This window comes from Pseudoalteromonas sp. A3 (genome assembly GCF_025942345.1).
GTDB lineage: Bacteria > Pseudomonadota > Gammaproteobacteria > Enterobacterales > Alteromonadaceae > Pseudoalteromonas > Pseudoalteromonas atlantica.
On sequence record NZ_JAPCKL010000006.1, the window covers coordinates 191,851 to 215,437 of the forward strand.

At 42.0% G+C, this 23,587-nt stretch carries 27 protein-coding genes; 16 read left to right on the forward strand and 11 right to left on the reverse strand.

Annotated elements, in window-relative coordinates; all coding sequences use genetic code 11:
• Positions 1-40: 40 nt before the first annotated feature.
• A complete protein-coding gene (locus OIZ54_RS12845; RefSeq protein ID WP_004589100.1) occupies positions 41-1,393 on the forward strand; it encodes a Do family serine endopeptidase in 1,353 nt (450 codons plus the stop codon).
• 100 nt (positions 1,394-1,493) lie between these two features.
• Positions 1,494-2,576 (forward strand): trypsin-like peptidase domain-containing protein, encoded by a 1,083-nt coding sequence (locus OIZ54_RS12850; RefSeq protein ID WP_264390548.1) that lies wholly within the window; start codon positions 1,494-1,496, stop codon positions 2,574-2,576.
• A 146-nt stretch (positions 2,577-2,722) separates the two neighbouring features.
• Here OIZ54_RS12850 and murA read toward each other — a convergent pair whose 3' ends face one another.
• Genes murA through OIZ54_RS12885 form a run of 7 tightly spaced genes read right to left on the reverse strand, consistent with a single transcriptional unit; the run spans position 2,723 to position 7,375 of the window.
• Positions 2,723-3,982, reverse strand: a complete 1,260-nt coding sequence (murA, locus tag OIZ54_RS12855; RefSeq protein WP_004589098.1) for a UDP-N-acetylglucosamine 1-carboxyvinyltransferase — start codon at positions 3,980-3,982, stop codon at positions 2,723-2,725.
• Between the two features lie 13 nt (positions 3,983-3,995).
• Positions 3,996-4,253 (reverse strand): BolA family protein, encoded by a 258-nt coding sequence (locus OIZ54_RS12860; protein ID WP_004589097.1) that lies wholly within the window; start codon positions 4,251-4,253, stop codon positions 3,996-3,998.
• Positions 4,254-4,258: 5 nt separating this feature from the next.
• Positions 4,259-4,552, reverse strand: coding sequence for a lipid asymmetry maintenance protein MlaB (locus OIZ54_RS12865; RefSeq protein WP_024033329.1), 294 nt, complete (start codon positions 4,550-4,552; stop codon positions 4,259-4,261).
• The gene (locus tag OIZ54_RS12870; RefSeq protein ID WP_264390549.1) at positions 4,545-5,225 is read right to left on the reverse strand and encodes a phospholipid-binding protein MlaC; all 681 of its coding nucleotides are present in this window, start codon (positions 5,223-5,225) and stop codon (positions 4,545-4,547) included. The genes OIZ54_RS12865 and OIZ54_RS12870 overlap by 8 nt, the downstream gene beginning before the upstream one ends.
• Positions 5,226-5,230: 5 nt before the next feature.
• Positions 5,231-5,779: an outer membrane lipid asymmetry maintenance protein MlaD gene (gene mlaD / locus OIZ54_RS12875; RefSeq protein ID WP_004589094.1), complete on the reverse strand. Its 549-nt coding sequence runs from the start codon at positions 5,777-5,779 to the stop codon at positions 5,231-5,233.
• A 13-nt stretch (positions 5,780-5,792) separates the two neighbouring features.
• Positions 5,793-6,572, reverse strand: a complete 780-nt coding sequence (gene mlaE / locus OIZ54_RS12880) for a lipid asymmetry maintenance ABC transporter permease subunit MlaE (RefSeq protein WP_024033330.1) — start codon at positions 6,570-6,572, stop codon at positions 5,793-5,795.
• Positions 6,572-7,375, reverse strand: a complete 804-nt coding sequence (locus OIZ54_RS12885; RefSeq protein WP_004589092.1) for an ATP-binding cassette domain-containing protein — start codon at positions 7,373-7,375, stop codon at positions 6,572-6,574. The genes mlaE and OIZ54_RS12885 overlap by 1 nt, the downstream gene beginning before the upstream one ends.
• Positions 7,376-7,629: 254 nt before the next feature.
• Between OIZ54_RS12885 and OIZ54_RS12890 the strand changes: the two genes are divergently transcribed.
• From OIZ54_RS12890 to mgtE, 12 genes are all read left to right on the forward strand, one after another.
• Complete coding sequence (locus OIZ54_RS12890; protein WP_004589091.1) at positions 7,630-8,598, forward strand: calcium/sodium antiporter; 969 nt, start codon at positions 7,630-7,632, stop codon at positions 8,596-8,598.
• Between the two features lie 2 nt (positions 8,599-8,600).
• Positions 8,601-9,572 (forward strand): KpsF/GutQ family sugar-phosphate isomerase, encoded by a 972-nt coding sequence (locus OIZ54_RS12895; protein ID WP_004589090.1) that lies wholly within the window; start codon positions 8,601-8,603, stop codon positions 9,570-9,572.
• On the forward strand, positions 9,573-10,124 hold the full coding sequence (gene kdsC, locus OIZ54_RS12900; protein ID WP_054982306.1) for a 3-deoxy-manno-octulosonate-8-phosphatase KdsC: 552 nt from the start codon (positions 9,573-9,575) through the stop codon (positions 10,122-10,124).
• Positions 10,121-10,675: an LPS export ABC transporter periplasmic protein LptC gene (lptC, locus tag OIZ54_RS12905; protein WP_054982305.1), complete on the forward strand. Its 555-nt coding sequence runs from the start codon at positions 10,121-10,123 to the stop codon at positions 10,673-10,675. The genes kdsC and lptC overlap by 4 nt, the downstream gene beginning before the upstream one ends.
• Positions 10,665-11,213, forward strand: a complete 549-nt coding sequence (lptA, locus tag OIZ54_RS12910) for a lipopolysaccharide transport periplasmic protein LptA (RefSeq protein WP_004589087.1) — start codon at positions 10,665-10,667, stop codon at positions 11,211-11,213. The genes lptC and lptA overlap by 11 nt, the downstream gene beginning before the upstream one ends.
• Positions 11,210-11,935 carry an LPS export ABC transporter ATP-binding protein gene (gene lptB / locus OIZ54_RS12915; RefSeq protein WP_004589086.1) on the forward strand — a complete coding sequence of 242 codons (726 nt, stop codon included), beginning with the start codon at positions 11,210-11,212 and terminating at the stop codon, positions 11,933-11,935. The genes lptA and lptB overlap by 4 nt, the downstream gene beginning before the upstream one ends.
• A gap of 69 nt (positions 11,936-12,004) precedes the next feature.
• On the forward strand, positions 12,005-13,504 hold the full coding sequence (locus tag OIZ54_RS12920; protein ID WP_004589085.1) for an RNA polymerase factor sigma-54: 1,500 nt from the start codon (positions 12,005-12,007) through the stop codon (positions 13,502-13,504).
• Between the two features lie 27 nt (positions 13,505-13,531).
• Positions 13,532-13,819 (forward strand): ribosome hibernation promoting factor, encoded by a 288-nt coding sequence (hpf, locus tag OIZ54_RS12925; protein ID WP_004589084.1) that lies wholly within the window; start codon positions 13,532-13,534, stop codon positions 13,817-13,819.
• A gap of 4 nt (positions 13,820-13,823) precedes the next feature.
• Complete coding sequence (locus tag OIZ54_RS12930; RefSeq protein ID WP_004589083.1) at positions 13,824-14,276, forward strand: PTS sugar transporter subunit IIA; 453 nt, start codon at positions 13,824-13,826, stop codon at positions 14,274-14,276.
• A gap of 19 nt (positions 14,277-14,295) precedes the next feature.
• On the forward strand, positions 14,296-15,141 hold the full coding sequence (rapZ, locus tag OIZ54_RS12935; protein WP_004589082.1) for an RNase adapter RapZ: 846 nt from the start codon (positions 14,296-14,298) through the stop codon (positions 15,139-15,141).
• Between the two features lie 40 nt (positions 15,142-15,181).
• Complete coding sequence (locus OIZ54_RS12940) at positions 15,182-15,454, forward strand: HPr family phosphocarrier protein (protein WP_004589081.1); 273 nt, start codon at positions 15,182-15,184, stop codon at positions 15,452-15,454.
• A 259-nt stretch (positions 15,455-15,713) separates the two neighbouring features.
• Positions 15,714-17,072, forward strand: coding sequence for a magnesium transporter (gene mgtE, locus OIZ54_RS12945; protein ID WP_004589080.1), 1,359 nt, complete (start codon positions 15,714-15,716; stop codon positions 17,070-17,072).
• Positions 17,073-17,118: 46 nt separating this feature from the next.
• Here the strand turns inward: mgtE and OIZ54_RS12950 are convergent, their stop codons facing one another.
• Complete coding sequence (locus tag OIZ54_RS12950; RefSeq protein WP_264390550.1) at positions 17,119-19,548, reverse strand: zinc-dependent metalloprotease; 2,430 nt, start codon at positions 19,546-19,548, stop codon at positions 17,119-17,121.
• Between the two features lie 155 nt (positions 19,549-19,703).
• Between OIZ54_RS12950 and OIZ54_RS12955 the strand changes: the two genes are divergently transcribed.
• Positions 19,704-20,672: a class 1 fructose-bisphosphatase gene (locus OIZ54_RS12955; protein WP_264390551.1), complete on the forward strand. Its 969-nt coding sequence runs from the start codon at positions 19,704-19,706 to the stop codon at positions 20,670-20,672.
• A 192-nt stretch (positions 20,673-20,864) separates the two neighbouring features.
• Here the strand turns inward: OIZ54_RS12955 and rpmG are convergent, their stop codons facing one another.
• The 3 genes from rpmG to radC form a co-directional block, all read right to left on the reverse strand.
• Complete coding sequence (gene rpmG, locus OIZ54_RS12960) at positions 20,865-21,020, reverse strand: 50S ribosomal protein L33 (protein ID WP_004587947.1); 156 nt, start codon at positions 21,018-21,020, stop codon at positions 20,865-20,867.
• Positions 21,021-21,031: 11 nt separating this feature from the next.
• Entirely contained in the window at positions 21,032-21,268 is a 237-nt protein-coding gene (gene rpmB / locus OIZ54_RS12965; protein WP_004587946.1) for a 50S ribosomal protein L28, read from the reverse strand.
• 270 nt (positions 21,269-21,538) lie between these two features.
• Positions 21,539-22,213, reverse strand: coding sequence for a RadC family protein (radC, locus tag OIZ54_RS12970; protein WP_024033348.1), 675 nt, complete (start codon positions 22,211-22,213; stop codon positions 21,539-21,541).
• A gap of 144 nt (positions 22,214-22,357) precedes the next feature.
• On the opposite strand from radC, the gene coaBC reads away from it, so the two are divergent.
• On the forward strand, positions 22,358-23,551 hold the full coding sequence (gene coaBC, locus OIZ54_RS12975) for a bifunctional phosphopantothenoylcysteine decarboxylase/phosphopantothenate--cysteine ligase CoaBC (protein ID WP_004587944.1): 1,194 nt from the start codon (positions 22,358-22,360) through the stop codon (positions 23,549-23,551).
• Positions 23,552-23,587: the final 36 nt, after the last annotated feature.

Consider the following 23,587-nt stretch of genomic DNA (forward strand, 5'->3'; position numbering starts at 1 on the left):
GCCTTTTTGCTTTTCCTGTGATGTGGAGTACACCCTGACTATGAAAATGAAATTATCACTTATTAGTGCTGCAATCTTATCTACAAGCTTATTACTAAGCCCAATGGCCTCTTATGCAAAACTGCCTATTGCAGTTAACGGCCAACAATTACCCACACTTGCGCCTATGCTTGAGCAAATTACCCCTGGCGTTGTGAGCATTCAGGTTTCTGGCTCAAAAGAAGTGCGCCGCCGTGCAGACCCGCTTGAATACTTTTTTGGAAACCCTCAACCACGTAGTCAAAAGCGCCAATTTAGCGGTTTAGGCTCAGGGGTTATTATTGATGCCGACGAAGGCTATGTAGTAACAAATAACCACGTAATTCAAGATGCCGAAAAAATGGTGGTAACGCTAGAAGACGGCCGTGAATTTGAAGCCACCAAAATTGGTACCGATAAAGAGTCTGATATTGCGCTATTACAAATAGATGCAGATGACTTAACCGAAGTTAAACTGGCAAATTCAGATAAATTGCGTGTCGGCGACTTTGCAGTAGCAATTGGTAACCCATTTGGTTTAAGCCATACAGTAACCTCGGGCATTGTAAGTGCATTAGGGCGTAGTGGTTTAAATATTGAAGGCTACGAAGACTTTATTCAAACCGATGCAGCTATTAACCAAGGTAACTCAGGAGGCGCTTTAGTTAACCTAAATGGTGAACTTATTGGTATTAATACTGCTATTTTAGGTGCCTCGGGTGGAAATGTTGGTATTGGCTTTGCCATTCCATCAAATATGATGAAAAACTTAGTTGACCAAATTATTGAACATGGCGAAGTTCGCCGTGGCTCACTGGGTATTTCTGGCCGCCCACTTGATGCAGGCCTTGCAAAAGCACAGCAACTTGACGTTAAACAAGGTGCTTACGTTATGCAAGTAATGGATGATACCGCAGCAAGCAAAGCAGGTATTAAAGCCGGCGATGTTATTATTAGTATTAATGGCAGCGATATTAGTGGCTTCCACGAGCTGCGTAGTAAAATAGCAACGTTAGGTGAAGGACGCGAAGTTAAATTAGGTATTTACCGCGATGGCAAAGTAAAAACCATTAAAGTAACGCTTGATGGTGCTTCGGGTGTAACCGCCGCAGGCGATGAACTGCATCCTGCATTCCAAGGTGCAACGCTTGAAAACGTGCAAAAAAATGGCACTAAAGGTATTGAAGTCGCCACAGTAGATCCGCGCTCTCCTTCTGCACGTGTTGGCCTTGAAGAAGGTGATGTGATTGTACAAGTTAACCGCCAACGTGTAGAAAACATTCGTCAAATGAACAAAATTATCGAAGATACCCAAGGTAATATTGTACTTGGCGTTAAACGTGGCCGAGAGTCTATCTTTGTACTTATCCAATAAGTAACACGTTATAAATAAGCAATAAAAATAACAGCAGCACTTGCCGCTGTTATTTTTTTTGTGCCATCATAAAGAATTGCTCACTAACAATAAGAATCTCGTGCTGAAATTACTAAAATTTGTACTTCCCCCTTTGTTTGTCGGTTTAGGTATCGCTTTTTTAGTGGTTTTTTTCAGCCCTAATATGCGCGCCTCTTTACTCCCTAATGTTCCCTTGCCCAGTGCTATGAGCTCAAATCACCTTAGTTTTGCTGACGCGGTTAAACGTGCTGCACCGTCGGTAGTAACTATTTTTTCAGAAAGCATTTCTAAAGAGCCTCGCTATAAGCAACAAAACACCGTTCAAGAGCTTGGCTCTGGCGTAATTATGGCGCAAGATGGCTACATATTAACTAACTACCACGTTATAAATAATGCAGATCAAATCTTGGTTATATTAACCGATGGCCGACGCTTTTTTGATGTGCAGTTAATTGGCTTTGACACCATTACCGATTTAGCCTTATTAAAAATTAACGCCGACCACCTGCCGGTGATCCCCGTAAACGATAATTACACCACCAGTGTAGGTGATGTAGTGCTGGCCATTGGTAACCCACTCAATTTAGGGCAAACCATCACCCAGGGTATAATTAGTGCCACCGGTAAACAAAAAATTACCGATAGCCCTTATAACAACTTACTGCAAATGGATGCAGCTATAAATGTAGGTAACTCTGGCGGTGCTTTGGTTAATTCAAATGGTGATTTAGTGGGGATCACGTCTGCGCAGTTTAAAACTCGTGAAAATCTTAATATCCAAGGAATCTTTTTTGCTGTTCCCTATTCGCTCGCCAAAGAAGTAATGGCAAAGCTAATACGCCATGGCCGTGTAGTACGTGGCTATTTAGGCTTTGAAGGCACTGCGGTTGATAGCACGGGCAAAGAGGTAAACGACAGCCTTACTGAGGTTGCTGGTATGCGCATCACTAATTTAGACCCATTAGGCCCTGCATGGCAAGCTGGCATTGAAGAGCAAGACATCGTTATTAAAATTGCAGGGTTAAGTGTGGCCAACCCGCAAAAAGTACTCGAAAAAATAGGCAATACACAACCCGGTAAAGAAATAGAATTTGAGCTGTACCGTAACGGTAAAGTAGAAAAAATAATGGTTACAGTTGCAGAGCTCGAAACTAAACTCTAACCAAAATGGCAATAAAAAGGTCGGATAGCAATACGCGTATCCGACCTTTTTTATGTCTAAAGTAAACTGTGTTTAACTCAGCGCGCTTAATTTAGGAGCAAGTGTGCTCTCACCTCAAAACAAATAAATATTATTGCGAATGGGTATTAGCTACTTCTGCGCTTAATATTGGCACCTAAGCCACTGAGTTTATCTTCAATGCGTTGATAGCCTCGGTCTACGTGGTAAATACGATCGACTACCGTTTCACCTTGCGCCACAATACCGGTCAAAATTAAGCTTGCAGAGGCGCGTAAATCGGTTGCCATTACTTGTGCGCCACTTAAACTTTGCGTTTCACCACAAATAGCGGTGTGCCCTTCTAAACGAATATTAGCGCCCATGCGTTGTAACTCTGGTACGTGCATAAAGCGGTTTTCAAAAATGGTTTCGGTAATTGTTGCACTACCATTAGCCACTACATTTAACGCGGTGAACTGCGCTTGCATGTCGGTTGGAAAACCAGGGTGTGGCATGGTTTTAATATTAACGGCTTTGAGCTCACGATTACGCATATCTAAATAAATGCTGTCATCGTTTACTTCAACTAATGCATTTGCGGCACGTAATTTTTCAATAACAGGCTCAAGTGAATGAAAATCTGTTTTTTTACAAAGTACTTCGCCTGCAGCCATCGCTGCTGCAACTAAAAAAGTGCCCGTTTCAATGCGGTCAGGTAAAATACTGTGCTCACAGCCGCCTAAACGCTCTACGCCATCAATTTCTATACGGCTTGTACCTGCACCAGTAATTTTTGCACCCATAGCAATTAGGCAATTGGCCAGGTCAATAATTTCGGGCTCGCGTGCTGCGTTTTCAAGCACCGTTTTACCATCAGCAAGTGCTGCGGCCATTAGTAAGTTTTCGGTTGCGCCAACACTGACCATTTCCATGAAAATTTCAGCGCCTTTAAGGCGGCCTTCTACCTTTGCATTGATATAACCATTTTCAACGTTTATTTGTGCGCCCATGCGCTCTAAACCTTGAATATGTATATCAACCGGGCGTGCGCCTATAGCACAGCCACCAGGTAGCGATACCTGCGCCTCACCAAAACGCGCCACTAAAGGCCCAAGCGCCAAAACAGAGGCACGCATTTGCTTAACTAAATCATAAGGAGCAAGCGTTTTATTAACGGTCGCGCCATCAATATACAGTGTATCGCCTTGCCAATTTACAGTTGCGCCTAAGGTGCTTAAAAGCGCCTCAGTGGTCACAATATCGCGAAGGCGAGGAACATTCGTAAATGTACTTTTACCATCGGCAAGCAGTGCGGCAAACAAAATTGGTAATGCGGCATTTTTAGCGCCAGAAATAGTTACTTCACCCGCAAGTGAAGTGCCACCTTGAATTACAAACTGATCCATTAAGAGGCCTTAACTATTGAGGTAAAATAAATTTTTGTTCACGCTTCCACTCAGTTGGCGTAAATGCACGAATTGATACAGCGTGAATTGTACCGTCTGAAATAGTATTCATTAATGGGCCATAAACTAGCTGTTGCTTTTTAACGCGGCTTAAACCGTCAAAGCACTCACCTACTGCAATTACTTCATAATGGCTACCATTGGCTTTTACTTTTACTTCAGATAATTGAAGTTCGTCGCGTAATAATGTTTCGACTTGGCTAGTTTCCATAACTCTCACTCAAATAAAGTTGTTACCTGACCCAACTGCATTAAATTTTGCAATTGCTCAGGTGGATTTTGCAATTCAAGGCGTGTGCCTTGTTGCTTAAATTCAGCAAAAGAGTGAATTAACCAAGCTAAGCCCGCTGTGTCAACCCTCATTACCTCACAAAGGTCAAAATAGATGGTTTTATGCTTACTTAATGACTTGGCGTTCAGAAGCTGTTCATTGCCAATTGAGCTGCGGGTAAGTTCACCACTTACCCTATAGTGCTGCTCATCTACTTGGCTAATTGCCAATTTAGTCATTGCTGTTGTTGCCTCTAAATTGCACAGGTAACTGGCTCTTTTGCTCTAGTAATTTACTTACGTGTGCAATACCTTGCTGGCGTAAAATACCTTGTAGCTCACTTTGTTTTGCATCGAGTAAGCTAATTCCTTCTGCAATCATATCGTATGCGCGCCACTCGCCGCTGCGATCTTCACGCACTTTAAAATCAATTTTTATGTCAGGCTTGCCATCTTCTGTAATTTTAGTTTTTACTACAACTACATCTTTGCCTTTAAATGGTTGCTCTGCGCCAAATTCTACATGTTGGTCAGTGTATTGAGTAAATACCCCCGCGTAAGTAGCAACTAAATAGCCTCTAAACGCGCCAATAAATTCTTGGATATCTTTAATTGCTTTGGCTTTTTCGGCTTCATCGGTAATTGCACGTACTTTAGACACTTCACTACCCAACACACGAAGTGCTGCATATTTGTAGTCTATGTAAGGCATCAGCTCTTCTTCTACAATAACACGAAGGTGCTCTTTATCTTTAGTGATAAGCGGTTGATCTTTTTTAATGCGCTCAAATGTATGCTCTGCTACCTGACGCACCATTTTGTTAGGATCTGTCAGTTTAACTTCGGCTGCGCTAACACCTTGCACAGCTAGGGTTGCACCAAGTGCAATAACGGCTAAAAACTGTTTCAACATAATAATTACTCACTACCTTGGTTGAATAAAAACTGCCCAATTAACTCTTCTAAAACAAGTGCAGACTTAGTATCTGTGATTGAATCACCATCACCTAACGCTTTGCTCTCTACGCCAAATAACTCATCGATTGCTTGATCTTGTGCGTTTTCGGTCACTGTCTCACCTAAACAGCGCTGCTCTGCTGCATTAGGAGAAATAACAGGGTGAATACCTAAGTACTGCTCCCCTAAAATACCCGATGTTAAAATTGAGATTGAGCTAGTGTCTGAAAAACGACATAAATACTGTGCATCTATCGTCATATTTACCACAGGCAAAAACTCCTGTGGGTGTACATAAATAGATTCAACACGGCCAATCACTACACCGCCTACTTTTACCGGTGCACGCGCTTTAAGTGAGCCGATATTTTCAAACTTTGCATTTAGCGTGTAGGTTTCGCCCGACCCGCTAATACCCGAATTAGCCACTTTAAGTGCTAACATTGCAAACGCTAAAATGCCTAATGCGACAAAAAAGCCAACTAAAATCTCTAATTTCCGTGAATTCATTATCTATACCCTATTAGCTGGTAAACATTACCGCTGTCAAAATAAAGTCAAACCCTAATACTGCCAGTGATGAGTGTACGACTGTTTCTGTTGTTGCTTTACTGATCCCTTCTGAGGTTGGGATACAGTCGTAGCCCTTATAAAGCGCAATCCAGGTCACTACCATGGCAAATACAAAACTTTTTATCATGCCGTTTAATACATCTTCTTGAAACGATACTTGCGATTGCATTATCGACCAAAAGCTGCCGGTATCTACGCCTAACCAATCAACCCCAACTAAATGAGCACCGATAATGGCAACCGCAGAAAAAATAAGTGCAAGCAATGGCATACTAATAAAACCTGCCCAAAAGCGCGGTGCAATAATGCGCTTGAGAGGGTCAATGGCCATCATTTCTAGTGAAGAGAGTTGCTCGGTGGCTTTCATTAAACCTATTTCTGCCGTTAGCGCACTTCCAGCGCGCCCAGCAAATAATAGCGCTGTAACCACAGGGCCTAGTTCGCGTAATAAACTAAGCGCAACTAATGGGCCTAGGCTGTCTTCGGCGCCATAGCCAACCAATACAGTGTAACCTTGCAGCGCAAGCACCATACCAATAAACAGACCCGACACCATAATAATTAATAATGATTGCGAACCAACCATATAAAGTTGGCGCACTAACAGCGGTGTGCCTTTTTTAAAGTTAGGTACATTCCACAATGCATTAAAAAGCATGTTGGCAGAGCGCCCTAATGCAGCAAAACGCCCCAGCGTTTTATGACCTAACTTTTGAAATAAATCCAACATTAAGCGTTTTCTCCTAACAGCTCATCAGCATACGTTTGTGCAGGATAATGAAATGGCACAGGCCCATCCGATAACCCTTTTAAAAACTGCTGTACTAATGGAGATTCATGATTACGCATTTCATCCGGTGTCCCTGCCCCTATTACGCCTTGATCGGCAATAATAATAACGTGATCGGCAATACTCATTACCTCCGTCACATCGTGGGTTACAATAAGGGATGATAAACCTAGCACTTCATTTAACGACTTAATAAGCTTTACCAATACACCCATAGATATTGGGTCTTGGCCGGCAAAAGGCTCATCATACATAATAAGTTCTGGGTCCAGTGCAATAGCACGTGCAAGTGCTGCTCGTCTGGCCATACCGCCAGAAAGCTCAGAAGGCATTAAATCTTTTGCACCGCGTAAACCCACCGCTTGCAGTTTCATTAATACGACTAGTTTAATTAACGCTTCACTTAACTTGGTGTGCTCTCGCAGAGGAAATGCAATGTTGTCAAATACCGACATATCAGTAAATAACGCACCGCTTTGAAACAGCATGCTCATTTTGGTTCGTGCCGCATATAACTCTTTGCGCGACATACTAGGAATACTGCCACCTTCGAATAAAATATCGCCGGCGTCAGGCTTAAGCTGCCCACCAATTAAGCGTAGCATTGTGGTTTTGCCAATTCCGCTTGGCCCCATAATCGCTGTTATCTTACCTTTAGGAACACTAAAACTCATATTTTTATATATGGTTCTATCGCCTCGCGAAAAGCTAACATCCTTGACTTCTACTATTGATTGCGACAAGTCGCTCTCCGTAACAATGTTCACTCGTGCTCCTATTTTAAGGGTTTTTTAGCCAAGATGGAAAAAACAATTCGTAAGATTTTGTAATACGCTTACAAAAAGCGCTCTAAGGCTGAAGTAAATTGCCTTAACCTTTGCTTAAGCGCATAAAATTCACGCACTGCAATAGTAGACCCTGCTCTTTTGCTTATACTTTCATGTTGGCTTTTGTTACTATTCGCGCCATCTGTATTTTGAACATCTGGCTTAACATAATGGTTACCTCGTTTGTTATTTTAATTCTTGGTTTTGCTGCACTTGTGTGGAGCGCCGACCGATTTGTATACGGTGCGGCAGCGCTTGCTAAAAACTTTGGAGTCCCTACTTTAATTGTTGGCTTAACGGTTGTTGCTATGGGTTCTTCGGCCCCTGAAATGATGGTATCGGCCTCGGCTGCTTTGGCAAATAAAACCGACACAGCGGTCGGTAACGCGGTAGGTTCAAATATAACAAACATATTACTTGTGTTAGGTATTACTGCGCTGCTACGCCCTTTGAGTGTGTCATCAAGCACTTTAAAACGCGAAATGCCGCTTGTTATGCTGGTATCCTTGGCTACGTGGTATGTATTTTCAGACAACTACTTCTCGCTCACCGAAGGGGTGGCGTTGCTAGTTGCATTTGCTGTATTTATTGGCGGTTTGATTGTGGTTTCTTTGCGCGCAAAAAATCAAGATGACCCTTTTGTTTCAGAAGCCTGCGATGAGGTTCCTAACGATGTACCAACTAAAAAAGCCGTTTTATGGCTAATTGTCGGCATGGTTTTATTGCCTGTTAGCTCACACTTTTTAGTTGGTTCAGCAGTCGATATTGCTAAATACTTTGGTTTAAGCGACTTAGTAATTGGCTTAACCATTATCGCCATTGGCACAAGCTTGCCTGAACTTGCAGCTTCTGTAGCGGGTGTACTTAAAAACGAAGATGATTTAGCCCTAGGTAATATTGTGGGCTCAAATATATTTAATATTTTAGCGGTATTACCGCTTGCAGGTATTATTAACCCATCAGTGGTTGACCCGTCACTTGCAAACCGCGACATACTTATTATGTTAGGTGCTACGCTTGCGCTTATTATTATGTCATTGAACTTTAGAGGTTCTCAGCGTATCAATAGAGTAGAAGGTGGCCTATTACTCATCGCATTTTTGGCGTACCAAGGTTATATTTTTAGTCAAGTAGGGTAACAATGGCACAACTAAATTTTATAGAGCAAGGTTTACGCGTATTAAACATTGAACGCCAAGCGCTTGCTGATATTACACAATACGTTGACGAAAACTTTCATAGTGCGTGTCAGCTCATGTTTGATTGCCAAGGCCGCATTATTGTTATTGGCATGGGTAAATCAGGCCATATTGGTAATAAAATTGCTGCTACCCTTGCAAGTACAGGCAGCCCTGCTTTTTTTGTTCACCCAGGCGAAGCAAGCCATGGTGATTTAGGCATGATAACCAAAAATGACGTGGTTATGCTTATATCAAACTCGGGCGAAACCAGCGAAGTACTTAATATTATTCCGGTGCTTAAACGCCTTGGTGCAAAAATAATATCGATGACGGGCAACCCGCTCTCTACTATGGCAACACTTGCCGATGTGCACGTATGCATAAAAGTAGAACAAGAAGCCTGTTTATTAGGTTTAGCGCCTACAGCAAGCACCACAGCTACTTTAGCAATGGGTGATGCAATGGCGGTTGCGCTTTTAGAAGCACGCGGCTTTACCGCCGATGACTTTGCACTCTCTCACCCTGGTGGCAGTTTAGGTAAGCGATTGTTGCTCACTTTAAAAGATGTAATGCACAGCGGCACAAACACCCCTATTATAGGTGTAACGCAAACAATTAAAGACGCGTTAATAGAAATGTCAGCCAAAGGGCTGGGTATGACCGCTATTGTAGATAACAATCAACAGCTTGCAGGCCTTTTTACCGACGGTGACTTACGCCGTATTTTAGAGCAAAGAGTGGATATACATAGCACCGCTATTAGCCAGGTTATGACTAAGTCATGCACAACCGCCACGGCCGATATACTTGCAGCTGAAGCCCTAAACATAATGGAAAATAAACGTATTAATGGTTTAATTGTTGTCAATGATAAAAACCAGCCAATAGGCGCCTTAAATATGCAAGACCTCTTAAAAGCAGGAGTATTATAAATGCAATTTGAAGATCTCTATCAACCGCTAAGCGATGATGCCAAAGCACGCGCCAAAAAAGTAAAACTACTCATATGCGACATTGATGGTGTATTTTCTGATGGCCGAATTTACCTCGGTAACCAAGGCGAAGAATTAAAAGCATTTAATACAAAAGATGGTTTTGGCATTAAAGCGCTGATCAATAGCGGTTTTGAAGTTGCGGTCATTACGGGGCGTCACTCAAAAATAGTGCAAACTCGCATGAGCAGCTTAACCGTACAGCACATTTATCAAGGCCAAGAAGACAAACTTATTGCTTATCAAGAACTCAAAAACACTTTAAAGTTAACTGATGAACAAATAGCCTATATTGGTGACGATGGCCCTGACATGCCAGTAATGGAGCGCGTTGGCTTTGCCGTTGCAGTTAACGATGCGCACCCGCTAATTAAGCGCTTATCGCATTACACTACGCAAATGCCTGGTGGCTTTGGCGCCGTTAGAGAGCTCACAGACTTACTTATGCTAGAGAACGGCATAGCGCTTACAACACAAGGCACCAGTTCATGAATGCAGCACGCGTTATACTCAGTGCGTTATTCATCGGCTGTATGGTTTGGCTTTGGTACCCTTATTTTACCCAAACCAATGTAGCGCCAGAGCAAGAACCTGAAGTAATTGCAAAGCCCGATTACACCGCTATAGAGCTTAAGCAAACAGCCTATGACGAGCAAGGCAAAATAAGCCATAAAGTCACAGCGGCTAAAATGGAGCTGTACCAACAGCTTGGTTTTACGTTTTTTGAAAAACCTATTTTCACCTTGTATAACGAAAAGCAAACATGGCGAATAAATGCAGACGAAGCAACGCTTTACGAAGATAAACAACTTATTTTAGAAGGCAATGTGGTTGCTAAAAATTTAGTTGATAATGCCATGATAGATAACATCGATGCCGATAACATCGAAGTCGACATTAAAGCGCTAACAATGCGCTCTGAGCAGCCAGTGGTTGTCACTGGGCCTAATTTAAAAATTGTCGGTAAAGGCCTTGAAGCCGATTTAAAAACCGAAGTAATAAAACTAATTAACCATACGCGAACAATATATTATGACCAATAAACTCACTAAAATACTTATTATCCCATCGCTAATGCTTGCATTTAGCGCCTCTGCTGCTGAGCCTGCTGCTCAACCGCCAGCAAATCAAATTTCTATTAGTGCAGACCGTCAAGAAGGCCAACTTAAAGAAAACGTAGGTATTTTTGAAAAGAACGTCGAAATTGTGCATGGTAATCGCAAAATTACAGCCGACCGACTCGAAGTACATAAACGTGAAGACTTAGGGGATAACAAACAACTCCTTATTGCCACTGGCAGCCCAGCCTACTTCGAAGAAAAACAAGACGACGGTACCGTAATGAGTGCCAGCGCAAACGAAGTACGTTACGACGTAGCAAAGCGCTTTTTAACGCTTGTTGGCGATGCTGAAGTCGCACAAGCCGGTCAAAAAATTAATGCTAAAAGTATTACCTACGACATGCAGCAGCAGCTTATTAGCGCAGAAAAAGACGAAAACTCTACGGATCGTGTCCACACAATTTTAGTGCCTGTTGAAGCAAAAATTAAAGAAAAAACAGGTAACGAAGGTCAACCATGAGCACCTTAAAAGCAGAACTATTAGCAAAAAGCTATAAAGGCCGCCAAGTTGTAAAAAATGTAGGCCTTGAGGTAGAAGCCGGCAGCATTGTTGGCTTATTGGGCCCTAATGGCGCAGGTAAAACCACCACCTTTTACATGATTGTAGGGTTAGTACCTAGCGACAAAGGTAAAATTTCTATTGATGATAACGACATTACGTTATTACCTATGCACAGCCGCGCCCGTTTAGGCATTGGCTATTTGCCGCAAGAGTCATCAATATTTAGAAAGCTGACAGTTTATCAAAACCTAATGGCTATTTTAGAAACGCGTAAAGAGCTCAATAAAGCCGCACGAGAAGAAACGCTTAACAACTTACTTGATGAATTTAGTATTCAGCATATTCGCGATAGCCAAGGTATGGCGCTTTCTGGTGGTGAACGCCGCCGTGTAGAAATTGCCAGAGCACTGGCAGCAAACCCTAAATTTATTTTATTGGATGAGCCTTTTGCTGGTGTTGATCCGATTTCAGTGTTAGATATAAAGAAAATAATAGAACATCTTAAAAACCGTGGCATTGGCGTATTAATTACCGATCACAATGTAAGAGAAACCCTTGATGTTTGTGAAAAAGCCTACATTGTTTCTCATGGGGAGCTAATTGCATCTGGCACCCCAGAACACGTATTAAATGACAAAACTGTACGCGATGTTTATTTAGGCGAGCAATTTAGGCTGTAACATTTAAGCCACACCTACAAGCATCTGCTAATATTAATTATAACAACATAAAAGGATTGTTAGAGATACATGAGGCAATCATTACAGCTGCGCATGGGCCAGCAACTTACAATGACTCCACAATTGCAACAAGCGATTCGCTTGCTGCAGCTCAGTACATTGGATCTCCAGCAAGAAATACAAGAAGCACTTGATAGCAACCCGCTATTAGAAGTAGAAGAGCAAGATTACACGGAAGAGTCGGCTGGAAAAAATGAACAAAAAGCAGATACGGATGATGTAACCGTAAGCGCATCGGCTGACGATACAACTAGCGAGTACGAGCAAGACAGTGGCGAAGCTTTAAATAAAGACACCGTTAGCGATGATATGGCAATGGATGTAACTTGGGATGAGTACATGAGCGCAGCCCCTGCGGCATCCTCAGGCCCAATGCCAGAAGATGAGTCTATTTATCAAGGTGCCTCTACTGAAACGCTACATGAGTATTTAATGTGGCAGCTTCAGCTTACTCCTTTTAGCCCCACTGATGAAGCCATTGCTATTGCCATTGTAGAAGCTGTAGATGACTCGGGTATTTTAACGCTAAGTTGCGAAGAAATTTTAGAAAGCTTTAACCAAGAAAACGATGACGAAGTTGAAGTTGAACTTGACGAAATAGAAGCCGTTTTAAAGCGTATTCAGTTATTTGACCCTGTAGGTATAGCCGCGCGCAGTTTACAAGAGTGCTTGTGTATTCAGCTAAACCAGTTTGATAAAGACACCCCTTTTATAGAACAAACTAAAATGATCTTAACCGATCACATTGATCTATTAGCGGCACGCGACTATCGTACATTAATGAAAAAGACTAAGCTTAAAGAAGACGAGCTTAAAGAGGTCATGACCCTAATACATACCCTCAACCCAAAACCTGCAGATACAATAGTAAGGGAAGAGTCGGAGTATGTAATACCAGATGTGTCGGTTAAAAAAATAAAAGGCCGCTGGGTGGTAGAGCTAAACCCAGATAGCATGCCAAAAATACGCGTAAATAGTCAGTACGCGGCTATGTCACGTACCGTAAAATCAAGTGGTGATAGCCAATTTATTCGCTCTCACTTACAAGAAGCTAAATGGTTTATAAAAAGCCTTGAAAGCAGAAACGACACGCTGCTCAAAGTAACAAACTGTATTGTAAAACAGCAACAGGCATTTTTTGAACATGGCCCAGAAGCCATGAAGCCAATGGTTTTAAACGATGTTGCTGAAATGGTAGAAATGCATGAATCGACAATTTCGCGTGTTACTACGCAAAAATATATGCATACGCCACGTGGTATTTTTGAGCTTAAGTATTTTTTCTCAAGCCACGTAAGCACTGAAAATGGCGGCGAGTGTTCATCAACCGCAATACGTGCCCTAATTAAAAAGCTAATTGCCGCGGAAAACTCAGCTAAACCATTGAGTGATAGTAAAATTGCGGATATATTGGCAGAGCAAGGAATTAAAGTAGCTAGACGCACAATAGCAAAATACCGTGAATCGCTAGCTATTCCACCGTCAAATCAGAGAAAGAGTTTGATATAAGACGTAAAAAACAAAGAGGAAATGCTTATGCAACTAAACCTAACTGGTCGTCACGTAGAAGTAACTGATTCACTTAGAGACTATGTAAATAATAAATTTGCAAAGCTAGAAAGGCACTCAGATCATATTAGCAATGTGCATGTCATTCTCGATGTAGAAAAACTCAACCAAAAAGCAGAAGCGACTATTCATGTAAGTGGCGCAGATTTATTTGCCTCAACAGAGCACCAAGATATGTATGCCGCTATAGACTCGTTGATTGACAAGCTCGATCGTCAAGTCATAAAACATAAAGAGAAGCTTGCTAGACACTAATATTATGAAATTAAGTACATTAGTATGCCAGGACTGCAGCAAAGCTGCGGTCCTTTTTAGTAGTAAAAAAAGAATTTTAGAGTTTATCAGTGAGCTAGCTCATGAAAAGCTCCCCTACTTACCACAACAAGATATTCTTAATGCGCTGGCAAGCAGAGAAAAGCTAGGCAGTACTGGTATTGGCCGGGGTATCGCCATTCCTCATGGCAGAATGGGTGGCGTAGAAGAGCCGCTGGCTTTAGTACTTGTTAGCGACACGCCTGTTAACTTTGATGCTATTGATAACTGCCCTGTTGATATTTTTGTTGCACTCATCGTACCAGATGGCGATAACCAACAGCACCTAAAGACTCTGGCAACCATAGCTGATAAACTGAGCAACAAAGAATTTTGTAAACAGCTGCGTAGTGCTAAAACCGATGCAGAGCTGTATCAAGTAATTGTTGATCAATCGTAGTAAATACTAAGGGCTATAAATGGAGTTAATTATCATAAGCGGCCGTTCTGGTTCAGGTAAGTCGGTTGCTTTACGCGTGGTTGAAGATTTAGGCTATTATTGCGTAGATAATATTCCGGTCAACCTACTGCCCTCTTTGGTGCGAAGTGTTTCAGATAACTATGACAAAATAGCCGTTAGTATAGATGTTCGTAATATCCCCAAAGAACAAGACGAATTTAACGATATTCTCGAGTACCTTCCTGACTTTGCTAAACCCACACTGTTTTATTTAGATAGTGATGATCAAACACTGATCAAACGTTTTTCAGAAACACGCAGATTACACCCTTTATCCATCGATTCGCTGCCGCTTGATTTAGCAATAAAAAAAGAAAAAGAACTGCTTGATGTACTTGTAACGCGCGCTGACTTTATGCTTGATACCACCGATTTAAGTGTGCACCAATTAGCAGAGTCAATTCGCGAAAAAATACTGGGTAAAAAAGATAAGCAACTTATTGTAACGTTTGAATCGTTTGGCTTTAAACACGGCATACCTAAAGAAGCTGATTATGTTTTTGATGCTCGCTTTTTGCCAAACCCCCACTGGGAGCCTGAACTTAAACCGCTTACGGGCCTTGATCAACCAGTAAAAGATTTTTTGGCAAATCACAGCATAGTGCAAAAATTCACTTGGCAAATTCAAACCTTTGTACAAACTTGGCTGCCACACTTAGAGCGCAATAACCGTAGTTACCTCACTATTGCAATTGGCTGTACTGGTGGTCAACATCGCTCTGTTTATTTAGCGCAAGCCATTGGTGAGAGCTTTGCTATGACGCATCCGAATGTCAAAATTCGTCATCGTGAGCAAGAAAAGTAACCTTAAAATAATAACCTGTTCAGTTTAGGTATAGTAATTTATGCGCTGTGAAGACACATTTCTAATAAAAAATAAATTAGGCTTACACGCCAGAGCGGCAACGGTCCTTGCGCAATTAGCTGTGCAGTTTGATGCTAAAATCACCTTACACCAAGATGATAAAGAAGCTGCAGGCGACAGCGTATTAGCTTTAATGCTACTTGAAAGCAGTAAAGGTAAAGAAGTTAAAGTAGTCTGTGAAGGCCCTGATTCAGAGCAAGCTTTGCATGCGGTTGGGCAATTAATTGCACAACGATTTAACGAACAAGAATAATTTAAAGCACCATAGCCTTATAAGTTAAAGACTTATCAGGCTGAACTATAAAGATTTAGTAAGTTAGGGTATTCCGACTCGCCTAATTTAGTGCTTTAATTTAGGGTAATAAAGCCATGCCCCAGCTAAATTTGGTTACTTAATTTTAAACACTAATTTAGTCCTAGCATTGGGTTTAGCACAAAAAATAAAGAAAATAACAGTGGGCAAAACCACTTACTAAACACCTTTCCATTACACAAAAATATTTAGGATGCCAATGCCAGAAGCGTTTGAACAAGACTATCCACTACAGCAACTAAAACAAGTGACTAAATCACTTAATAGTGGGCAATTTGTTCAAGTAAGACGCATGCTAGCAAAAACAGCACCTTGTGATACAGCACTGCTGCTTGAATCCTCTCCGCATAAAATTAGACGCATGCTTTGGCAACTGGTTGACCCAGATGTGCAAGGGGATGTGCTAGAAGAGCTCTCTGAAGATGTACGTTTAGGCATCATTGCACAAATGGAACCTGAGCATATTGCCGCGGCCACTGAGGATATGGGCCACGATGATTTAGGTGAAGTCCTACGTAGCCTACCTGACACCGTGTACAAAGATGTGGTTAGCGCTATGGATACGCAAGACCGCGAACGCGCTACACAGGCTTTATCTTACCAAGAGCGCTCAGCAGGCGCGCTAATGAACACCGATACGGTGACCATTCGCCCAGACGTTACACTTGATGTTGTGCTGCGTTATATTAGGCTACGCGGTGAGCTGCCAGAGGGCACCGATGATTTATACGTTGTTGATAAACATAACTGTTTTTTAGGTGCATTATCACTTAGTACACTGTTAACTAATCCGCCTGAAAAAATTGTTCAAGATTTAATGGATGAAGACTGTGAGTCTATCCCTATTTCGATGGATGAAAGTGAAGTTGCTCAGCTATTTGAGCGCCACAACTGGATATCGGCCCCTGTAGTCGATGATAACGCCCACTTGCTTGGACGTGTCACCATTGATGATATTGTTGATGTTATTCGTGAAGATGCAGAGCACAGCTTATTAAGCCTTGCCGGCCTTGATGATGAAGAAGACACCTTTGCACCTGTTTTAAAAAGCTCAAAAAAACGCTCAGTATGGCTTGGCGTTAACTTACTCACAGCCTTAGCTGCCGCCTTTGTGGCCAGCTTTTTTGAAAGCACCTTAGATATATTACCTATTTTAGCTGTACTCAATGGCATTGTGCCCTCAATGGGTGGTGTAGCAGGTAGCCAATCTTTAACTCTGGTTATTCGCGGTATTGCCGTGGGCCATATTAACCAAACTAACCAACGATTTTTAATGGCTAAAGAGCTGGCGATAGGCGCATTAAACGGGGTTATTTGGTCAATACTTATAGCCAGTGTAATTGCGCTTTGGCAATGGGATTTTATGCTTGGCGGCGTGCTCGCATTTGCAATGTTTATGAACCTCGTAGTAGCTGGTGTTGCTGGCGCATGTATTCCTATTTTATTGAAAAAAATGAATATAGACCCTGCACTTGCAGGTAGTGTTGTACTTACAACAGTAACTGATATTGTCGGTATTTTTGCCTTTTTAGGCACCGCAACGTGGCTACTTATTTAGCAACCTGAACTGAGGTTAAGTAGCCACTACACACTAAAACATATAATTAAATTGGTGAGCCCGGTGGCATTGGTAAACCACTGAAGTTTTCAGGCCACTTACCTACTTTTAAAAACTGTTTTATTTGCTCTGCTAAATACTGTTTAAATGCGCTTTCTCCTACACTGGTATTACTTAACATTGAGTTTTGATTGTACTCTTTGCTTAATTTTACCAAGTAGAAACGTAACTGCGCCTGCACCTCTGGGCTTACCTTGTCACTAGTGACTAAATCAGCCATATTTTTTGCAGTTAAAAATTGCACCCGCTGGGTGATTTTGCCTTTCATTGTATTAGGTGATGACACATTAAACACTTGGCTGTAAAGCTGCTCTAACAACTCATCTAAGCTGTAAAAATTATAATTACGTACTTGTTGTTGAGCTAAACGATTTAAACGCTGTGGGTTTAATAATAACGATAAACTATGCTGCGCAGCTACTTCTGGCAAGGCCATCGCATCAAGTGTTACACCCGTACGCCCTGTTATGCTTTCACGCGATTTAGACTCGCCATACGCTTTTGGCGGAATAAGCGCTAATACCGACTCAGGCAAAATTAAATTAGCCGGTTTTAATGTTGTTAAAATAGCACTAAGCGCCGCTTGCTGCTGCGCTTTTGCAACCACTTGCGCGCCCTTAGCAGGTGAGTTGTTACGTGTTTCGTATTCGTAGTTAACCCCCGCAATTAGCTTAACTGCAGCCTCTACTTGATAGCGATGAAATAAATAAAGCGGCACGAGTTTTTCTTCTAACTGCGAGAGTGCCTCGCCCGTTTTAATGTTGTTAATACCAAATTGCGAAAGCGCTTTTTTACGTACATCAAGCACTCTAAGTAACTCTTGCGCTGGGTTAGTACCGTTATCCCATAAGTGCGCTGTAGGGTGTGCCCCGCCCTTTGCGCGTGCGTCGCTATCAGATATAAACTCAAGGCCCTTTGTTTTGTTCTCTTTTAATATTGCTGCAAGCTCAGCACTTTCATCTTGATTAGTAAAGTCGCTGTAACCATACTTAATAACTTGGGTATCCCATACGCCCATACCGCTTGCATAGCCGCGGGTTACATCAAGCTCGCCTTGCTCGTTAAAGCTAAGTAGTGGGTGCGGGTAATCCATAACTGACGCTCTACCCCCCACCGAGGCTGCAAAGTTATGTGCAATGCCCAGCGTATGGCCAATTTCGTGTGCACTTAACTGGCGAATCCTATCAAGTGCCATTGCCTGTAAGTTCTTAGCCACCTCGTTACCTTTTAAATAAGGCGCACCAAGGGCTTCTGCAATTAAAATATCTTGGCGTACACGCAATGAGCCAAGTGTTACATGCCCTTTGAGTATTTCGCCGGTACGAGGGTCTATAACAGAGCTTCCGTAAGACCATCCGCGTGTAGCACGATGCACCCACTGAATAACGTTATAGCGAATATCCATAGGATCAGCATTGCTCGGCAATACTTTGACTATAAATGCGTTTTTATAGCCGGCTGCGCTAAAGGCATCATTCCACCACTTACCGCCTTCAAGTAACGCGCTTTTAACCGGCTCAGGCACGCCAGGATCTAGGTAGTAAGTAATGGGCTCTACGGGTTCACTAATCGGTAAACTTGGATCTTTTTTAGCTAAGCGATGGCGCGGTATATAGCGCACAAACATAGATTCACCAAGGGGGGCTGCATAGTCTTTATGCTCAATGCTCCAATACCCTGATTGCGGGTCAAATTTTCGCGGCGTGTATTTATCATCAGGTAATTTAATAAGTGAGTGGTGCATATGTACAGTAAGTGAGTATGCATCGGCACTTACTTGGCGCACAAATTTACCTGGTTTAGTGCCCTTAAACGTTAATACTGCTTCAAGCTCGGTATTTTTTACAAACGCTTTTGAGCGATTCATATATACAGCGCTGCGTGATTCATCAAGGCTAAAGCTGCCTTGCTTGCGCGCTGCAAGCGTACGGCCTACCCCGTGTACATCGCTTAATAAATAGGGTGTGTAATCAATCAGGAGCGTTTTTTCGCTTTGCGCTACCACTTTAAAGCCCGCTAAAATACTGGATGCAAAGGCCTCTTTAATACTTTGCTGCTCAGCTTTGTTAGTGGTATTAGCGCGATAATATGTATTTAGCGCGCGCAACATTACTTTATCGCCAAAACGCTCAAACTGAACTAAATGCGTGTTACCAAGTTGACCTCTATCTAAGCCTATATCGTTAGAACCAACTCCATAAGGTAAGCTTTGCTGAAGCAAAAATTGCTGCTCTAATTTATCTACTTTTAAAAACACTTTGCCGTTTTGAGTATCGTAGTAAAACGAAAAGTACCCAGGAAAGTGATTCATTTGCGCAGTAAATTCATCTATAGGCTTAATTGCTGCGTGCGCTTGGGTTATCATAGAGCACAGCACAGTAAAGAATATGTAACTTATTAGTGGTATTTTTTTCATAATCTTATCTTTGTTATTGGCGTTTTAAGTACGATTAGGTGGCACCATTATTACAGTGCTATTTAAACAATACAGGTATTTAAGACGAAATTCAGCGCACTAAGTTAATCTCTCTCACATTTAGATTAGCTAGTACACGTTATCAGGAAAATAGAATGCGTAGACTCCCACCAGTATTACTAGAAGACGGTTGTCCTAGAGAACTTTTATCGTTAATTAGAACCATTTTAGCAGCATGTAAAGAAATTTCGTTTCGTGTTGGCCAAGGTGCGCTTTCTGGCGTATTAGGCTCAACGCTTGATGAAAACATTCAAGGCGAAACCCAAAAAAAGCTCGATGTATTATCTAATCAGCTTTTAAAAGATATTTTACTGGAGTCTGGGTCAGTTAAAGCCATCGCCTCAGAAGAGGAAGACTACACAGTAGCTGGCAACCAAGACGCTAAATACATTGTGGCGTTTGACCCGCTTGATGGCTCATCAAATACCGATATTAACTCGCTAGTGGGTACTATATTTTCAATTATGAAAGCCCCTGAAGGCTCAGATGCCGCCGATCAAAGTATATTTATGCAGCCAGGCCACAAACAAGTTGCTGCAGGTTACGTGCTTTACGGCCCATCAACTATGCTTGCACTTACTACAGGTAAAGGCACACGCATGTTTACGCTAGATAAAACCCAAGGTAGCTTTTTACTGACACAAGACTTTGCCACTATCCCTGCTGATACAAACGAATTTGCTATTAATGCGTCAAACCAGCGTCATTGGCAGCCAGCAATGCAAAACTATATTAATGACTTACTCGCTGGCGATACCGGCCCACGTGCTAAAAACTTTAACATGCGCTGGATTGCCGCTATGGTTGGCGATGTGCACCGTGTACTTAGCCGTGGTGGTTTATTTACCTACCCAACCGACACCAAGGATGCAAACAAACCTAATAAACTACGTTTACTGTACGAAGCCAACCCCATGGCTATGCTAGTTGAGCAAGCAGGTGGTATCGCCTCTACGGGTACTGAGCGTATTATGGATATTCAACCCGATGCAATCCACCAGCGTGTGGCGGTAATATTAGGCTCTAAAAACGAAGTAGAAACGTGCTTGAGATATCATAAGTAAACAAGTTGCTATTGCCGGCACAGTAAGCTGTAAAAATAATGACCTTGTGGGTTTTACCTGCAAGGTTTTTTTATGCCTAAATTATATCTGTTGATTTAATAAAATATTTTAGGGGCTGTTTAATATTGATAAGTGCTAAAAACAAAAAACCCAGCATAAGCTGGGTTTTTACAATTCTGAAAGAAAACTAAATTACTTGATTTTAGCTTCTTTGAAAATCACATGTTTACGAGCCTTAGGATCGAACTTTTTGATTTCCATCTTTTCAGGCATGTTACGCTTGTTTTTGTCGGTAGTGTAGAAAAAACCAGTACCAGCAGTTGAAACTAAACGGATTTTATCGCGCATGATTCAGTTCCTTAAACTTTTTCGCCGCGAGCACGGATATCTGTAAGTACCGCGTCGATGCCTTTTTTATCGATAATACGCATACCTTTAGTAGTAGTGCGTAGTGTTACAAAACGTTTTTCACTTTCAACCCAAAAACGGTGTGTTTGTAGGTTAGGTAGGAAACGACGTCTAGTCGCGTTTCTCGCGTGTGAACGGTGATTACCAACCGTTGGACGCTTACCTGTAACTTGACATACTTTAGACATGTCTATATATCTCCAATAACTTCGCTCGAGCTTAATTTAACCTAAGGCCATGTATTTGTGCCCTAGATAAATCGAAGGGCGCTCTTTATACAGCTTTTACAGGCAAAGATCAAATACTGATCTATCCAACCAGCTCATATGTAAATTTGATAGCGGCTAATTATAAAGATCGAATGCCTTTAGGGAAAGTAAAAACTGCATTTAAATTAAACTAATTTGCTAAAACCGTCCAAACCGCTCATTTTTAACACACTTATTCATCAAGCAACCTTAAATCAAGCCTCGCTGTGCAAAAGAAACACACGTTTCTCCTCCTACAATGATGTGATCAAGCACATTTATGTCTACTAATTGCAGTGCTTGTTGTAATTTATTAGTGATAAGTTTGTCTGCTTGGCTTGGTTCGGCAATCCCGCTTGGGTGATTGTGTGCCAAAATAATGGCCGCAGCATTATTTTTTAAGGCCGCTTTTAGAACTTCTCTGGGGTAAACGCTGGCTGAGTTTATCGTGCCATAAAACAAAATTTCGTCTTTTACTAAACGGTTTTGGCTATCGAGATAAAGCACCATAAACACTTCTTGCTGTAGCCCACGCATTTGCAGCGTTAAATATTCATACACCGCATTTGGCGAATTAAACACCGCATCGCGCTGGCAACGCTCCTGCATGTAACGCTGACTCAGCTCAAGCACCGCTTGCAATTGCACATATTTTGCCATCCCTAACCCTTTTTGTGCACAAAACTCATCTTGGCTGGCGTTAAATAAATTATGCAATGTTTTGTTTTCGTTAAGCAGGTGCTGTGCAAGCTCAATCACATTCATACCGGGTAAGCCTGTACGCAAAAATATCGCTAATAACTCAGCATCGGTCAATGCTTTAGGGCCTTTTGCAATGAGTTTTTCGCGTGGGCGAAGTGAGTTAGGTAACGATGTTAATTGCATTATTCATCCTTGATGATTAAAAAACAGTCTTATAACTGTAATGCAATTTTTAAAATTAGCCTGATTATTTAATCCTAAAAACTTAGCTCAAAGCACAAAGATTTGTTATTTTAGCCTGCATATACACTCAAGCAAAAAACACTCATGACTAACTTAACAAACAAAAAAATCGTACTTGGTATCACCGGCGGCATCGCAGCCTATAAATGTGCCGAGCTCGTTAGGCGCTTAAAAGAGGCAGGTTGCGAAGTAAAAGTAGTTATGAGCGAGTCAGCTAAGCATTTTATAACCCCATTAACCATGCAAGCGGTGAGTGGTGAAATGGTGTCTGATTCATTGCTTGACCCCTCAGCAGAGGCTGCAATGGGCCACATAGAATTTGCCAAATGGGCTGATTTAATTTTGGTCGCGCCTGCAACGAGTAATACCATTGCCAAAATGGCCGCAGGCATCGCCGATGATTTACTTACCACACTATTACTGGCAACCCCTGCTAAAGTGGCAATAGCCCCAGCAATGAACCAGCAAATGTATGCACACCCTGCAACACAAGCAAATTTAGCCACTTTAAAAGCACGTGACGTACTTATTTGGGGCCCAGGCAAAGGTGAGCAAGCCTGTGGCGATGTAGGTGCTGGGCGCATGCTAGAGCCGCATGAGCTTGTGGCTTTGTGCACTGCCACAGAGCAGCCGCAATTATTAGCAGGTAAAACCATTACAATTACGGCAGGTCCAACCCGCGAACCGCTTGACCCTGTACGTTTTATCTCTAATCACAGCTCTGGAAAAATGGGCTTTGCCCTGGCTGAGGCCGCTTTAAAGCTTGGTGCTCATGTCAATTTAATTTCAGGGCCTGTCACTATCAAAGCCCCTGTTGGCGTTAATTTAATAAACATTGAAAGCGCTGAGCAGCTATTAAATGAGTCATTAACCTATGCCCCACTCTCTGATGCTTTTATTGGCTGTGCAGCCGTAGCCGATTATAGAGCGGCGAATGTAGCGACTCAAAAAATGAAAAAACAAGGCGATGAGCTTACCCTCACCCTTGTTAAAAACCCTGATGTAATAGCCGCCGTGGCAAACTTAACGCAAAACCGCCCTTACACTGTGGGTTTTGCTGCTGAAACGCAAAATGTGGAGAGCTATGCAAAGGGTAAACTTAAAAATAAAAATCTCGATATGATCTGCGCTAACGATGTATCGCAAAGTGGTTTAGGGTTTAATTCCGATCACAATGCTTTAACACTTTACTGGCAAAATGAGCAGTTAGCACTGGCGGTAAATAGTAAAACACGCATTGCTCTTGAGGTAATTAAACAACTTGCCAAGCAACTATAAAGTGCTGGAAACAAACTGAATAAAACATTAACATAA

What these genes read in the sequence shown, in the direction of transcription:
- OIZ54_RS12845 (WP_004589100.1), top strand. Translation starts at nt 41, where the DNA reads ATGAAAATGAAATTATCACTTATTAGTGCTGCAATCTTATCTACAAGC.
- murA (WP_004589098.1), bottom strand. Translation starts at nt 3,982, where the DNA reads ATGGATCAGTTTGTAATTCAAGGTGGCACTTCACTTGCGGGTGAAGTA.
- OIZ54_RS12860 (WP_004589097.1), bottom strand. Translation starts at nt 4,253, where the DNA reads ATGGAAACTAGCCAAGTCGAAACATTATTACGCGACGAACTTCAATTA.
- OIZ54_RS12865 (WP_024033329.1), bottom strand. Translation starts at nt 4,552, where the DNA reads ATGACTAAATTGGCAATTAGCCAAGTAGATGAGCAGCACTATAGGGTA.
- OIZ54_RS12870 (WP_264390549.1), bottom strand. Translation starts at nt 5,225, where the DNA reads ATGTTGAAACAGTTTTTAGCCGTTATTGCACTTGGTGCAACCCTAGCT.
- mlaD (WP_004589094.1), bottom strand. Translation starts at nt 5,779, where the DNA reads ATGAATTCACGGAAATTAGAGATTTTAGTTGGCTTTTTTGTCGCATTA.
- mlaE (WP_024033330.1), bottom strand. Translation starts at nt 6,572, where the DNA reads ATGTTGGATTTATTTCAAAAGTTAGGTCATAAAACGCTGGGGCGTTTT.
- OIZ54_RS12890 (WP_004589091.1), top strand. Translation starts at nt 7,630, where the DNA reads ATGGTTACCTCGTTTGTTATTTTAATTCTTGGTTTTGCTGCACTTGTG.
- OIZ54_RS12895 (WP_004589090.1), top strand. Translation starts at nt 8,601, where the DNA reads ATGGCACAACTAAATTTTATAGAGCAAGGTTTACGCGTATTAAACATT.
- kdsC (WP_054982306.1), top strand. Translation starts at nt 9,573, where the DNA reads ATGCAATTTGAAGATCTCTATCAACCGCTAAGCGATGATGCCAAAGCA.
- lptC (WP_054982305.1), top strand. Translation starts at nt 10,121, where the DNA reads ATGAATGCAGCACGCGTTATACTCAGTGCGTTATTCATCGGCTGTATG.
- lptA (WP_004589087.1), top strand. Translation starts at nt 10,665, where the DNA reads ATGACCAATAAACTCACTAAAATACTTATTATCCCATCGCTAATGCTT.
- lptB (WP_004589086.1), top strand. Translation starts at nt 11,210, where the DNA reads ATGAGCACCTTAAAAGCAGAACTATTAGCAAAAAGCTATAAAGGCCGC.
- OIZ54_RS12920 (WP_004589085.1), top strand. Translation starts at nt 12,005, where the DNA reads ATGAGGCAATCATTACAGCTGCGCATGGGCCAGCAACTTACAATGACT.
- hpf (WP_004589084.1), top strand. Translation starts at nt 13,532, where the DNA reads ATGCAACTAAACCTAACTGGTCGTCACGTAGAAGTAACTGATTCACTT.
- OIZ54_RS12930 (WP_004589083.1), top strand. Translation starts at nt 13,824, where the DNA reads ATGAAATTAAGTACATTAGTATGCCAGGACTGCAGCAAAGCTGCGGTC.
- rapZ (WP_004589082.1), top strand. Translation starts at nt 14,296, where the DNA reads ATGGAGTTAATTATCATAAGCGGCCGTTCTGGTTCAGGTAAGTCGGTT.
- OIZ54_RS12940 (WP_004589081.1), top strand. Translation starts at nt 15,182, where the DNA reads ATGCGCTGTGAAGACACATTTCTAATAAAAAATAAATTAGGCTTACAC.
- mgtE (WP_004589080.1), top strand. Translation starts at nt 15,714, where the DNA reads ATGCCAGAAGCGTTTGAACAAGACTATCCACTACAGCAACTAAAACAA.
- OIZ54_RS12950 (WP_264390550.1), bottom strand. Translation starts at nt 19,548, where the DNA reads ATGAAAAAAATACCACTAATAAGTTACATATTCTTTACTGTGCTGTGC.
- OIZ54_RS12955 (WP_264390551.1), top strand. Translation starts at nt 19,704, where the DNA reads ATGCGTAGACTCCCACCAGTATTACTAGAAGACGGTTGTCCTAGAGAA.
- rpmG (WP_004587947.1), bottom strand. Translation starts at nt 21,020, where the DNA reads ATGCGCGATAAAATCCGTTTAGTTTCAACTGCTGGTACTGGTTTTTTC.
- rpmB (WP_004587946.1), bottom strand. Translation starts at nt 21,268, where the DNA reads ATGTCTAAAGTATGTCAAGTTACAGGTAAGCGTCCAACGGTTGGTAAT.
- radC (WP_024033348.1), bottom strand. Translation starts at nt 22,213, where the DNA reads ATGCAATTAACATCGTTACCTAACTCACTTCGCCCACGCGAAAAACTC.
- coaBC (WP_004587944.1), top strand. Translation starts at nt 22,358, where the DNA reads ATGACTAACTTAACAAACAAAAAAATCGTACTTGGTATCACCGGCGGC.